At 51.3% G+C, this 13,401-nt stretch carries 14 protein-coding genes; 6 read left to right on the forward strand and 8 right to left on the reverse strand.

What is annotated here, in order from left to right; translation table 11 throughout:
* Nucleotide 1 precedes the first annotated feature (1 nt).
* Nucleotides 2–1,483, reverse strand: coding sequence for a 4-hydroxy-3-polyprenylbenzoate decarboxylase (ubiD, locus tag CSR04_RS17565; RefSeq protein WP_102797622.1), 1,482 nt, complete (start codon nucleotides 1,481–1,483; stop codon nucleotides 2–4).
* A 47-nt stretch (nucleotides 1,484–1,530) separates the two neighbouring features.
* On the opposite strand from ubiD, the gene CSR04_RS17570 reads away from it, so the two are divergent.
* From CSR04_RS17570 to ubiK, 4 genes are all read left to right on the forward strand, one after another.
* On the forward strand, nucleotides 1,531–2,022 hold the full coding sequence (locus tag CSR04_RS17570) for a hypothetical protein (protein WP_102797623.1): 492 nt from the start codon (nucleotides 1,531–1,533) through the stop codon (nucleotides 2,020–2,022).
* Nucleotides 2,023–2,058: 36 nt separating this feature from the next.
* On the forward strand, nucleotides 2,059–2,307 hold the full coding sequence (locus CSR04_RS17575) for a TIGR02647 family protein (protein ID WP_102797624.1): 249 nt from the start codon (nucleotides 2,059–2,061) through the stop codon (nucleotides 2,305–2,307).
* Between the two features lie 4 nt (nucleotides 2,308–2,311).
* Entirely contained in the window at nucleotides 2,312–2,683 is a 372-nt protein-coding gene (locus CSR04_RS17580; protein WP_102797625.1) for a DUF2750 domain-containing protein, read from the forward strand.
* A gap of 76 nt (nucleotides 2,684–2,759) precedes the next feature.
* Nucleotides 2,760–3,014 carry a ubiquinone biosynthesis accessory factor UbiK gene (ubiK, locus tag CSR04_RS17585; protein ID WP_102797626.1) on the forward strand — a complete coding sequence of 85 codons (255 nt, stop codon included), beginning with the start codon at nucleotides 2,760–2,762 and terminating at the stop codon, nucleotides 3,012–3,014.
* A 361-nt stretch (nucleotides 3,015–3,375) separates the two neighbouring features.
* Here the strand turns inward: ubiK and CSR04_RS17590 are convergent, their stop codons facing one another.
* A complete protein-coding gene (locus CSR04_RS17590) occupies nucleotides 3,376–4,371 on the reverse strand; it encodes a GlxA family transcriptional regulator (protein ID WP_172449406.1) in 996 nt (331 codons plus the stop codon).
* A gap of 107 nt (nucleotides 4,372–4,478) precedes the next feature.
* Between CSR04_RS17590 and CSR04_RS17595 the strand changes: the two genes are divergently transcribed.
* Complete coding sequence (locus tag CSR04_RS17595; RefSeq protein WP_102797628.1) at nucleotides 4,479–4,859, forward strand: MAPEG family protein; 381 nt, start codon at nucleotides 4,479–4,481, stop codon at nucleotides 4,857–4,859.
* 30 nt (nucleotides 4,860–4,889) lie between these two features.
* Nucleotides 4,890–5,072 carry a hypothetical protein gene (locus tag CSR04_RS17600; protein ID WP_102797629.1) on the forward strand — a complete coding sequence of 61 codons (183 nt, stop codon included), beginning with the start codon at nucleotides 4,890–4,892 and terminating at the stop codon, nucleotides 5,070–5,072.
* Nucleotides 5,073–5,152: 80 nt separating this feature from the next.
* Here CSR04_RS17600 and CSR04_RS17605 read toward each other — a convergent pair whose 3' ends face one another.
* The 6 genes from CSR04_RS17605 to ilvG form a co-directional block, all read right to left on the reverse strand.
* Nucleotides 5,153–6,334 (reverse strand): MFS transporter, encoded by a 1,182-nt coding sequence (locus tag CSR04_RS17605; protein ID WP_216362589.1) that lies wholly within the window; start codon nucleotides 6,332–6,334, stop codon nucleotides 5,153–5,155.
* Between the two features lie 319 nt (nucleotides 6,335–6,653).
* Entirely contained in the window at nucleotides 6,654–8,204 is a 1,551-nt protein-coding gene (gene ilvA, locus CSR04_RS17610; protein WP_102797631.1) for a threonine ammonia-lyase, biosynthetic, read from the reverse strand.
* Nucleotides 8,201–10,054 carry a dihydroxy-acid dehydratase gene (gene ilvD / locus CSR04_RS17615; RefSeq protein ID WP_102797632.1) on the reverse strand — a complete coding sequence of 618 codons (1,854 nt, stop codon included), beginning with the start codon at nucleotides 10,052–10,054 and terminating at the stop codon, nucleotides 8,201–8,203. Before ilvD ends, ilvA begins: the two co-directional genes overlap by 4 nt.
* Nucleotides 10,055–10,199: 145 nt before the next feature.
* Complete coding sequence (locus CSR04_RS17620) at nucleotides 10,200–11,129, reverse strand: branched-chain amino acid transaminase (protein WP_102797633.1); 930 nt, start codon at nucleotides 11,127–11,129, stop codon at nucleotides 10,200–10,202.
* 13 nt (nucleotides 11,130–11,142) lie between these two features.
* The gene (gene ilvM / locus CSR04_RS17625; RefSeq protein ID WP_102797634.1) at nucleotides 11,143–11,442 is read right to left on the reverse strand and encodes an acetolactate synthase 2 small subunit; all 300 of its coding nucleotides are present in this window, start codon (nucleotides 11,440–11,442) and stop codon (nucleotides 11,143–11,145) included.
* The gene (gene ilvG, locus CSR04_RS17630; RefSeq protein WP_102797635.1) at nucleotides 11,439–13,097 is read right to left on the reverse strand and encodes an acetolactate synthase 2 catalytic subunit; all 1,659 of its coding nucleotides are present in this window, start codon (nucleotides 13,095–13,097) and stop codon (nucleotides 11,439–11,441) included. The genes ilvM and ilvG overlap by 4 nt, the downstream gene beginning before the upstream one ends.
* Nucleotides 13,098–13,401: the final 304 nt, after the last annotated feature.

Consider the following 13,401-nt stretch of genomic DNA (forward strand, 5'->3'; position numbering starts at 1 on the left):
CTTAATCTTTTGCTGAATCGACAAGCCCCAGGTCTTCCCAGATGCTGTCTATTTTCTGTTTAACCGCTGGGTCCATCACAATAGGACGCCCCCATTCACGGTCGGTTTCACCTGGCCATTTGTTAGTGGCATCCAGCCCCATCTTGGAGCCCAGACCGGAAACCGGCGAGGCAAAATCCAAGTAGTCGATAGGGGTATTTTCAATCATGGTGGTGTCACGGGCAGGATCCATTCTGGTGGTAATGGCCCATATCACATCATTCCAATCCCTGGCGTTAACGTCATCGTCACACACAATCACAAATTTTGTGTACATAAACTGGCGCAGGAAAGACCAGACCCCCAGCATAACCCGCTTAGCATGGCCGGGGTACTGCTTCTTCATGGTTACTACTGCCATACGGTACGAGCACCCCTCAGGTGGCAGATAGAAATCCACTATTTCCGGAAACTGCTTTTGCAATATGGGCACAAACACTTCATTCAGGGCCACACCAAGAATAGCCGGTTCATCCGGCGGTCTACCGGTATAAGTGGAATGATAAATAGGATCTTTTCGATGGGTGATATGGGTCACGGTAAAGACCGGGAAATCATCCACTTCGTTGTAATAGCCGGTGTGGTCGCCATACGGCCCTTCCGGCGCAGTTTCCCCGGGCGCAATATAACCTTCCAACACAATCTCGGCACTGGCAGGCACTTGTAAATCATTGCTGATGCACTTGACGACTTCGGTCTTATCGCCACGCAGCAAACCGGCAAAGGCATATTCTGAAAGCGTATCAGGTACCGGAGTTACCGCCCCAAGAATGGTGGCAGGATCGGCCCCCAAGGCAACAGACACAGGGAAGTTTTCCCCAGGATGCTGCTCACACCATTCCCGAAAATCCAGCGCGCCACCGCGATGCGATAACCAACGCATAATCAGTTTATTGGCACCCAGCAGTTGCTGGCGGTAAATGCCCAGATTCTGGCGCTTTTTATGTGGCCCTCGGGTTACCGTCAAGCCCCAGGTAATCAGCGGCGCTGCATCTTCCGGCCAGCAGGTTTGAATGGGAATCTGGCGCAAATCCACCTGTTCACCGCTTAACACCACCTGCTGACAAGGTGCCTTGCTCAGCTCCTTAGCCGGCATATTCAGTACCTGCTTAAACACCGGCAACTTGTCCCACAGTTCCTTAAAGCCTTTGGGTGGATCAGGTTCTTTCAGGTAAGCCAGCAATTTGCCCACCTCGCGCAAACTCTCGACCTTATCCTGCCCCATCCCCATGGCAACCCGCTTTGGGGTGCCAAACAGGTTAGCCAGCACCGGCATAGAGAAGCCCTTGGGGTTTTCGAACAGAATGGCCGGGCCACCGGCACGCAAGGTGCGGTCGGCTATTTCCGTCATCTCAAGCCGGGGATCAATTTCCATCTGTACCCGCTTGAGTTCACCGGCTTTTTCAAGCTGTTCAATAAAATCCCGTAAGTCTTTGTATTTCATGTGCTTGAACTATATTTGAATTGCCAGCCATTATACCTGAGATACCCATGAGAATCCTGCTTAGCCTGCTTATCTTTGTCAGCCCTATGCTGTACGCCAATTGCAACAGCCCGGAGTTTGACCAGTTTGATTTTTGGCTTGGTCAATGGCAGGTCACAGCCAATGGCAAAATAGCCGGAACCAATCAGATTAAACAGGATCTGAATAATTGTGTGCTGCATGAACATTATCAAACGCCGTCCGGTTATGAGGGACGCAGTCTGAATATTTACGATGCCAACCAGCAACGCTGGCATCAGACCTGGGTAGACAATCAGGGATTGCTGCTGCAACTGGATGGGCGTTGGAATGGGCAGCAAATGCAACTGGACGGTTATACACTGACCAATAATGGTGAAAAACACTTGCACCGCATCAGTTGGACGCCCAATATGGACGGCAGCGTCAGGCAGCATTGGCAAGTCAGCAAAGATGCAGGCAAAACCTGGTCAAGCCTGTTCGACGGCCACTATCAGAAACGGCAGCCAGACCAACAATAAGACGCGATTTTCGCACCGGCCCTATGGGAGAATGCCATGCCTTTTACCCACCCCATGCTAGAAGAAATCAATCTGCTTCTGAAATTTCCCCTTGGTAGCCTCAGGCAAGGCCTGAAAATCCACCATGACGCCGACCCGGCAGTGGTGGATGCCGCCAAACGACTTTTTGACAAAGGAATTATCGATCAGGTGGATGGCGGCTACCTGACCGATCTTGGCCATGATTTGCACGAACATGCGCAAATCCTGGCGTCCGCCTTGTCCAATTCACCCGCACAGGAGTAACCCCATGTCGGCACAACCTAATCTGGACAGCAAATATGACATTCTGGCTAAAACACCAGAGCAACGCAGTGATTATCTGCTGAAGCGCATGGTCATTACCGAAGAGATCTGGACGCTGGTCGATAACGACGGCGCCATGATCCTCACCACAGACGAGGAGGATTGCATACCAGTCTGGCCCGATGCAGATTTCGCCCGCGACTGGATAAACGGCGATTGGTCCCACTGCAAACCCCACAAAATATCTTTGCATGACTGGCAACATAAATGGCTGCCGGGATTGGAAGACGATGAAATTCAAATAGTCGCGTTCCCGGTACCAGGTGAAGACGGTCTGGTACTGGCCCCCTGGGAAATGGCCGAAGAGCTGGCCTAAACTTAGCTTCAACAGACTTGAACCCAGCCCCTGGCTGGGTTCTAATTCCGCTAATTGATCCCGTCAGGACCCCAACATGTTAGACCCGAAGAAAATTGAAGAGATTGCCAAGCATATTTCCGACGCCATTCCCCCTGGCGTGAAGTCCATGGCCGAAGGGGCCGAAGCCAAGGTAAAGCAAGTGCTGCAGACGCAATTGAGTAAGTTGGACTTTGTCAGCCGCGAGGAATTTGACGTACAAACTCAGGTTCTGGTACGTACCCGAGAAAAGCTTACCGCCATGGAAGAGCGTTTGGCAGAGCTGGAAAAGCAACTGCGTGAGCAGGACTAAGTTATCGGCCTAATGCTTTCGTGGCAAAGCATCTAACAGGCGCAAAACACTAAAGACCATACACTGCTACCTCGACCAGTGAACGATACACATATATTGGAATCGTATGGATATCATTGGCTGAAGTGGCTTGTTTGGCCGCATCAAAGCTAGCTCTCTACGCTCCCTTTAATGGGTAATTCGCCTTTGAGAATGTTTATTACCAAATATAGGAATGATTCGCCCACAATCTCGTTCTCTATCAAGACTTTGCATATCACACTGAATTAGCGAAAGTTTATTAATAAGAATAAATGTTTCTAAACTATCCAAATAAATAATACACTTGCTTTTTAGATGGCGTTCATCGTTACCTGCAGTGCTACGCAGTCTGCCGGTAACTAAAGCGTTGCCGGTAGGCTTTTGGGGTTAGTTGCGTCAGAGTACTGAATAATTTGCGGAAAGAAGCCGGATCGCCATACCCTACCATTTCAACAATGCGCTCCACTGGCATATCTGTACCCTCCAGTAGTTGTTTAGCCTTTTCCACCCGGATTTGTTGTAAATAGACGAGGGGAGTCTCGCCACAGGCAGCCTTGAAGCGACGGATCAATGTACGTTTGGTTACAGCAAACTGGTCACAAATATCATCCAGGCTAATGGTTTGGGCATAGTTCTGCTGCATCCAATGCTGGATTTTTTCGATCAGGCTGTCCCTGTGACCTATGACAAAATGTGGGTCAATAAAAGCCTGTTGAGAAAGACGGTGCCTGTCAAGTAGCAACACCTTGGACAGATTGGTCGCGAGCTGATACCCATATAAACGTTCCAATATTGCCAGACACAGACTGGTTAACGATGTAGTGGCACCGCCCGTCAACAAATGCTCGTCACTCACCACCAGTTCATCCATACGTAATTCTACTTGGGGGTAACGACTGGCAAAGACTTCTTTGAGCCACCAGCAGGTCGTAGCCTGGCGACCATTCAGAATACCAGCCTCAGCCATTGCAAAAGTGCCACTGCAGTGGCTGGCAACCAAGGCGCCCTCGGCAGAAGCCTGAGCTAATAACTCAAACATAGGCTGGGCCTGATATAGATAGTCTGTCAGACCGGCCTTGTCATAAGTGAATGCAGGCACCGCTAACAGAACATCAGCCTTATCGATTTCCTGAATTGGTCTGGCAGGTAGAAGAAAGCCGTTAGAGCACTGTATCTGAGAACCGTCAGCGGAATAAATACGCGTATCAAATAACACATTGTCGTCGTTGGGATGCAGATAACGCCAGAGAGTATTGGCATAGTCGAAAAAGTCCCTGACTCCCATCAGATGTGAACCCACAGCATTGTCGGTTACCAGCACAGCAATATTTTTCATCTTCCACCTCAATGTCACTATTGACACCTTTTTTATCATTATTGCCACTAACCTTCAGACATAGCAAGCCCTAAACTGGTTTCATCTAGCCAACATGGAAAACAAAGATGGTAACGCCGATTTACGCCGCCTTACTGACTCTGATGTATAGCGCGCTGAGCATTCGCGTGATCACACTGCGTACCACCAACAAAGTGTCGTTGGGAGACGGTGCCAATATCGCACTGACCAAGGCGATTAGGGCACATGGCAATTTTATTGAGTACGTACCTTTGGCGTTGATTCTACTGCTGCTACTTGAGCAGCAAGGCAGTAGTTCGTGGTTGCTGCACAGCCTGGGTACAGGCCTGTTGATTGCCAGATTGGTACATGGCTTAGGTATCAGCGCCATTCGGGAGCAACTGAAATTTCGGGTGACGGGTACGGTGTTGACGCAATTGATACTGGTTAGTAGCGCAATTTTACTGCTGGTACAGCACGGCAGCTGAACGGTTTATTTTACTTTATGGAGACCCAATATGACTGCGAACAAACTCAAAGTGACAATGGTAACGGCCAGCTTACTTGGTATCTGGCTGCTGGTACTTTGGCTGCAATGGACGGTATCCATGCCGTTATCCATTCACCTGATTTGCGTACCGATGCTACTGATTCTGACCGCCTTGCTGGCCGCTCTGGCGATGGAAAGTGAGGATAACTAGGTGCCAGTACATACGCCCCAAATTTTGGGGCGTATGTACTGGCCGTCAGGAATCGCTGGCCGGTAATCTGGCTTCGGCTTTTAATGAGGCAGGGTTTCATCTGCCCGGCGTTTCAGGTCCTGGTTAACCCGTCCAACCAGGAACATACAGAGCAGAAATATCACCACAGCCACGTAACCCAGAATATCAAAGCGTTGCAACGGGCTAGTGTCTGATACCTGATAGACAATACTACCGGCCAACATCGCTCCTAACCCACCAGCGGTCTGTTGCAAAGAAGAAGACAAACTCATATAGGCCCCTCTGTCTTGCTGCTCTGGAACCATTGTATTGATGGCCATCGCGGGCGACATACGCAGCAAAATACCGGTAAACAACAAGATATTGACAACCACAACCGTCCAAAGCGGTGTCACAGAAAGCTGCGTATACACAACCACCATTATCGTCGCGGCCAGAGAACCCAGTACAAAGAGCCTGTAGCGATCGAAGCGATCACAAAGCTTGCCAATCACTGGCATCAGCAATAACGACGCCATTCCCGTGCTGAAAAACACGATAGGCAACTGAGCTGCGGATATTTTGACATTGTTGACCAGAAATACCGCCGTAAAAGGCATCAGCATGAAACCACCAATCGTAAGAAACATTACTGCAACCAGGCCGTTCCTGTAACGTGAATTGCTGATGGTATGCCACAAATGTACCCAGGCGGTTTTGTCCCTGACGTTGCCCAGGTGCTTATCAATGGGCGCAAACCACAGCAGCACAGCCAGGACAATAATCAATGCCAGTAAGACGATTAACCCGAAGGTACTGTGCCACCCCAGGGTATTGGCTATATAAATGCCCAGCGGCACCCCTAAAATCTGACTGATGGCAAAGCCCATCTGCACTCCGCTGATAGCTCTTCCCCGCATGTTGACAGCGAACAGATCCGAAACAATGGTCATGACCAAAGCCCCACTGACTCCGGCAAAGATGCCGGTCACGATACGCGCCAATAGAATACTAATGTAGCTGTCGGCAAACGCACAAAGTAAGGTACCCAATATAAAACCTGAGTAACTGAGTATTAATGACTGTTTTCGATCGTAACGGTCAATAAAACCTGCCAGCAGAATGCCGGAAATAGCCGCACTGAAGGCATAAGATGACACCACCAAACCGAACTGAGCGGTATTGATATCCAGAGATTTCATCAGTGCATCCCCGATGGGCGCAATAATCATAAAATCCAGCACTAGGGTAAATTGCAGCAAAATTAAAACACCCAATACTCGCCTCTGATAAGAGTCGAAACGGGATGGCCCCACAGTATGCATATACATATTCCATTGAATGGGCTTGGGCTGCATTGTGCCAATGCACAACGTGCTCAACGAAAACGACAGATACCCTGACTGCAGATGCCTGTTTCGTGCAGCAAGGAATGAAAAAAAGTAGGTTATTCGGCGCTGATGAACAGCGCCTCTATTGTCGAATAAAGCATCACCTGTTGCCAATGTCCTTCATCAGGCCAGGCCGGCTATTTGTCGATGTCGATGGTAACCAGCCATCATGATAAGCCCGCTGTCGGTATCAGGCAAATACGCCATTCAGATCAGACAAGAAGAACCGATAGGCGGGGTTATCGGTTTGCTCAGCAAAGCTATAGCCCAGTTGCGCCACATGCTGGTCAAACTCAGCACGTGAATCGTCGGGAATATCAAACCCTACCAACACCAAGCCTTCCGCCGCACCATGATTACGATAGTGGAACAAGGTAATGTTCCAGCGCTCACCCAGGGTATCGAGGAACTTCATCAGCGCGCCGGGATGCTCGGGGAACTCAAAAGAGAACACATGCTCATTGAGTAAACTGGGCGGGCGCCCCCCCACCATATAACGCACATGCAGTTTGGCCAGTTCATTGTCTGACAGGTCAAACAGCTGATAACCTTCCTTGTGCAGCAAATCACTGATACGGGCAAATTCAGCACGGCCTTCACGCAGTTTCAGGCCAACAAAAATATGTGCTTCCTTGTCGCTGGCAAAGCGGTAGTTGAACTCGGTAATGGCCCGACCACCCAGCAAGCGGCAGAAATGCCTGAAGGCACCAGCCCGTTCCGGGATCTTGACCGCAAACACCGCTTCTTTTTGCTCCCCCAGCTCACAGCGCTCCGACACATAGCGCAAGGTGTGAAAGTTGATATTGGCGCCACATAAAATGCCGCCCAACTTGCGCCCCTGTAAACCGTGCTGTTGCACATATTTACGAATACCGGCAATGGACAAGGCTCCAGCAGGTTCGGCGATTACCCGGGTATCATCGAAGATGTCCTTAATCGCCGCACAAATTTCGTCGCTGCTGACGGTAATCACTTCATCCACATACTTCTGGCATAACCGGAAGGTTTCACTGCCGATCAGTTTCACCGCCACACCATCAGCAAAAATGCCGACACTGGCAAGTTCGGTAGGTTGTCCTGCCGCCAATGCTGCCTGCAAACAGGCGGATTCTTCTGACTCCACCGCGATGATTTTCAGCTCGGGTTTCAGTTGCTTTAGATACACCGCAATACCGGCGGCCAAACCACCACCGCCCACCGCAATAAACAAGGTATCCAGATGCGGATTCTGCTCCAGCAACTCTCGCCCTATAGTGCCTTGCCCGGCAATCACATCGGCGTCATCAAAAGGTGGAATAAAAGTATAGCCATGCAGATCGGCCAGGCGGCTGGCTTCGGCTTTAGCCGCATCAAAACTGGTGCCATGCAGCACCACTTCGGCGTATTCCCCGCCAAAGGTGCGCACCGCCTCGACTTTGATATCCGGGGTGGTCTCCGGCATCACAATAATGGCGCGAATCTGCTTAATACGGGCCGAATAAGCCACGCCCTGGGCATGGTTGCCCGCCGAGGCGGCAATTACACCGGCCTGCTTTTGCTGTTCGCTTAACTGGCAGATACGATTGTACGCACCACGCAGCTTAAACGATTTTACCGGCTGCTGGTCTTCACGCTTTAACCAGATATCGTTGCCAAGCGCAGCAGACAGCTTGTCCAGATGCACCAGGTCGCTTTTTACCGCCACATCATAAACGGGCGAAAGCAGAATCTTCTTTAGATAGTCACCTTCCGATACGGTCATCCCTTGCCCTCCAGCAGGGCCCGGTCACGCACCGCGCCTTTATCGGCGCTGGTAGCCAGCATCGCGTAGGTTTTCAGGGCCAGAGACACTTCACGCTGACGATCAAGCGGTTGCCAGGGTTTGTCGGCCTGATTCATGCGTTCTCTGCGCTCTGCCAACTCTTCATCGCTGACCTGTAATTGAATACTGCGGTTGGGAATATCAATGGCAATCATATCGCCCGGCTGTACCAGCGCAATCACGCCGCCAGACGCGGCTTCGGGGGAAACATGGCCGATGGACAATCCCGAAGTACCACCGGAAAAACGCCCATCGGTAATCAGGGCACAAGCCTTACCCAGCCCTTTGGACTTCAGATAAGAGGTGGGGTAAAGCATTTCCTGCATACCCGGACCACCTTTAGGGCCTTCGTAGCGAATGATCACCACCTCACCGGCCTGCACTTCATCCCGTAAGATGCCATTAACGGCATCATCCTGGCTTTCATAGATACGTGCTGGTCCGGTAAAGCGCAGATTGTCTTCATCCACTCCGGCGGTTTTTACAATACAACCATCCTCGGCCAGATTACCGAACAGCACGGCCAGACCACCTTCCTGACTAAAGGCATGCTGCATATCCCGAATACAACCTTGCTGTCTGTCGGTATCCAGACTGGGGTAACGACAGTCCTGACTAAAAGCCTTAGTGGTACGAATTCCGGCAGGCCCGGCGCGGAAGAAGGTATGGGCCGCTTCATTCTGCCCCTGGGTGACATCCCATTGGCTAATCACCTCACCAATACTGCCACCAAGTACGTGAGGGCTGTCCGGGTTGAGCAGCCCGCCCCTGTTCAGTTCTGCCAGAATGCCCAGCACACCACCGGCGCGGTGCACATCTTCCATATGGTATTGCTGAGTGGCAGGAGCCACCTTACATAAGTGCGGTACTTTACGGGACAGACGGTCAATATCGGCCATGCTGAAGTCCAGCTCGGCTTCCTGGGCCGCCGCCAGCAAGTGCAAAATAGTATTAGTCGAGCCGCCCATGGCGATATCCAGCGCCATGGCGTTTTCAAAGGCTGCCCGACCAGCAATATTGCGCGGCAGCGCATTGCTGTCGTTATCCTGGTAATAGCGTTTGCACAGTTCCACCACGACCTTACCGGCCTGTTTAAACAAGCCTTCACGGTCAGCATGAGTCGCCAGCATCGAACCATTGCCGGGCAAAGATAACCCCAGGGCTTCGGTCAGACAGTTCATGGAGTTTGCGGTAAACATACCCGAGCAGGAGCCACAGGTTGGGCATGCAGAACGCTCAATGGCTTCGCTGTCAGCATCTGACACATTAGGATTGGCCGCCGCCACCATGGCATCCACCAGATCCAGGTGGATAATTTTGTCCGACAATTTGGTCTTACCGGCTTCCATCGGACCACCGGATACAAATACCACCGGAATATTCAGGCGCAGCGCCGCCATCAACATCCCTGGGGTGATTTTGTCGCAGTTGGAAATACATACCAGTGCATCGGCACAATGGGCATTCACCATATATTCCACCGAATCGGCAATCAGCTCACGGGACGGCAGGCTGTACAGCATACCGCCGTGGCCCATGGCAATACCGTCATCCACCGCGATGGTATTAAATTCTTTAGCCACCGCACCGGCTTCTTCAATACTGCGGGCCACCAACTGGCCCATATCTTTCAGGTGCACATGACCAGGCACAAACTGGGTAAAGGAGTTTGCCACCGCAATAATAGGTTTGCCAAAATCCGCCTCTGTCATACCTGTGGCACGCCACAAGGCGCGGGCACCGGCCATATTGCGGCCCTGAGTGGTGGTTGCTGAACGTAATTTTGGCATGCTGTAAAACCTTCTTTTGCTTAGGTGAATTTATGAATCCACTCATTTCTGAATTTGTCTCGCTAAGACGCTGAGGTTGCGCGGAGATCTATGTCCGCGCGCTTTATACTCAGCGCTCTTGGCGAAAAATAAGGATATTTGTAATTTACTCGACCGGCGTCAACCAGCCCCATTTGTCTTCGGTAGTGCCATCAAACAAGCCGAAGAAAGCGTTTTGCACTTTCTCGGTGATGGGTCCACGACCACCATTACCCACCTTAATACCGTCGACGGATCGTACCGGCGTCACTTCAGCCGCGGTACCACACATCAAAATCTCGTCTGCCAGATACAGCGCTTCGCGGGGAATATTTTCTTCACGCACCTGATAGCCCATCTCGGCCAACAGTGTGATAACCGTATCACGGGTAATGCCGGGCAATATTGCCGCAGTGCGTGGCGGCGTAGAGATCACGCCATTGCGGATAATAAACAGATTTTCACCGGCCCCTTCACTCAGGTAGCCGTTGATGTCCAGGGCAATGCCTTCCTGATAGCCATGGCGTCTGGCTTCCATGGAAATAAGCTGTGAAGACAGATAGTTACCACCCGCCTTAGCCCCGGTAGGCATAGTATTGGCGGCCAGCCGGTTCCAGGACGTAACACAGGCATCCACCCCGTTTTTCAGTCCTTCCTCGCCCAGATAAGCGCCCCATTCAAAGGCCGCGATCACCAGTTCGGTTTCCTGCCCGAATGGCACCTGCAAGCCCATGCCAATATCACCATAAAAGGCAATGGGACGAATATAAGCAGATTTAAGCTTGTTGGTACGAATAATATCCCTGGTCGCCTGGTTGACTTGCTCCTGAGTGTAAGGAATGGTCATACGATAAATTTTGGCGGAGTCAAACAAACGTTGAGTGTGCTCTGCCAGGCGAAACACGCAGGTACCTTGGTGGGGGGTATGGTAAGCACGCACCCCTTCAAACACCGAGGACCCATAATGAATAGCATGGGTCATAACATGCACAGTGGCGTCTTGCCAGGGCATAATCTCGCCGTTAAACCAGATAAAGTCTGCTTGTCTCTTAGCCATAATAATTTCCTGCTTACGCCGTTCTGGGCAGTGCTTGTGTCAGTGTAGACTGACGCTCAATGGATGGACTAAGTGCTGTCCTGCACTCAAGGGACGCCAGGTCATACAGTTTATGCAGTTGACTGGTAAGTATAGTAATGGGCTGTTTGCCAGACACCTGCATCGATACTTTTAGCTTTCTCGAGGCTAGTTGTTCCGGGGCCGGTTGCATATTTAATTGATTGATACGAAAGCCACGGTAGCGGGTGGTTTGCAGTACCCTTTCCAATACCGCAGGCTGATCCGATAACAACATCTCCAGTTGATAGTTCATTTTGGTTGCTCCCACATTTGATGGTTGGCGGTATTGGGCGGCACAATCGGCCACACATTGTCTTTATGATCCAACTGCACATGTAATAGGTAGGGTCCCTGATGTGCCAGCATACGTTCCAGGGCCGTTTGCACCTGGCTGCGACAGCAGATCACATCGCTGTCTATATCAAAGGCGGCAGCCAGACGGCTGAATTCGGGGTTGTCCGACAAATCCGTTTCACTGTAACGCTCATCGTGAAACAGTTCCTGCCACTGTTTAACCATGCCCAGACGCTGGTTATCCAGGATCAGAATCTTGACCGGCATACGGTAACGACGCAGCGTACCCAGCTCCTGCACATTCATCATAAAGGAACCGTCACCGCACACCGCCACCACCTGGGTGTCGGGGTTCGCTACCTGAGCACCAATCGCCGCAGGCAGGCCAAACCCCATGGTGCCGAGACCACCACTGCTTAAATGGCAGGTCGGGTGAGAAAACTGCATATGCTGCGCAACCCACATCTGGTGCTGCCCAACATCACAACTGACAATGGCATTGGCGGCAGACATATCGCTCAGCATCCGCAGCAGTTGCGGCGCATCTATCTGCCCTGGGCTGTGGTCAAAGGCATAAGGAAAGGCTTTGCTGGCTTTCAGCTCACTGACATGTTCGCGCCAGGCTTGCTTGTCACCAACGCAGTGCAACTGTGGCAGAATCACTTTCAAATCGCCCAGCAAGCTGACATCGGCCTGACGACGTTTGTGGATCTCGGCCGGGTCGATATCAATGTGCAGCAGCTTGGCATGAGGGGCAAACTCATCCAGTTTGCCGGTAACCCTGTCATCCAGCCGTGCACCGATAGCAATCAGCAAGTCACATTGTTGCACGCTTAAATTGGCGGCTGCCAGACCATGCATTCCCAGCATACCTAAGTACAAAGGATGGTCGGTGTTGGCACTGCCCAGGCCTTTCAATGTGCAGACCTGAGGCAATTGAGTGCGGTCGATCAAATCCCGCAATTCATTTACGGCATCGGCCATACCCACACCGCCGCCGATATACAACATGGGGCGCTGGGATTCGGCCAGCAATTGGTTGGCTGTCTGTAACTGAGCTGGTATGGCAAGGGGCATAGCCGTCGCAGACGCTGCCTGCTCATCTGACTCGGGCACCAAACCGGTAAGAATATCTTTGGGTATATCCACCAGTACCGGACCAGGGCGTCCTTCCCGGGCAATCTGAAAAGCTTTTTGCAGGGTCGGCAGTAATTCTTGCGGCTCTAACACCAGCATGCTGTGCTTACAGATACTCAGCGACAAGCCCAATACGTCGACTTCCTGGAAAGCGTCAGACCCCATGGCTGACCGCGCGACCTGACCGGTAATCATCACCAGAGGTACGGAGTCGAGCTTGGCATCGGCCAGGCTGGTCAGCAGATTGGTGGCACCAGGACCAGAAGTGGCAATACACACACCAACCTGATTGGTTGACCGGGCATAGCCGATGGCCGCAAAAGCCGCACCTTGCTCATGACGACACAGGTAATGACGAATGGGTGAATCCAGTAACGCGTCATACAAGGGCATGATCGCGCCGCCCGGATAGCCAAATACCTGGTCTATGCCTTGCTCTGTCAGGAAATGCAAAATGGCTTGTGCGCCTTTTTTCATTGTCTTCACTCTTTTTCAGCGCCCATAAAACAAAAAACCCCCCGGGCTTTCGCGCGGGGGGTTTTCGTGTAACTGGACTTATTTCAGACCAAACGCTTCCCCCGCGGAGATAATAATCACCACGACCACGACGACAGTAAGAAGAAGGTTTGCGAAAAGGTTCATAAAAAGGCTGTTGCCCTAAAAATAATCAAGTTACGTCACTGCTATTAGAAATAGCACGGTGCTTTAAGCCAGATCAAGCAATAATTTTTCTTAAATTCCAATTTTGCAAAACAGCTGTTCCATAAGCTTGTTTAAATCG

The organism is Bowmanella denitrificans, from assembly GCF_002887595.1.
Taxonomy (GTDB): Bacteria; Pseudomonadota; Gammaproteobacteria; order Enterobacterales; family Alteromonadaceae; genus Bowmanella; species Bowmanella denitrificans.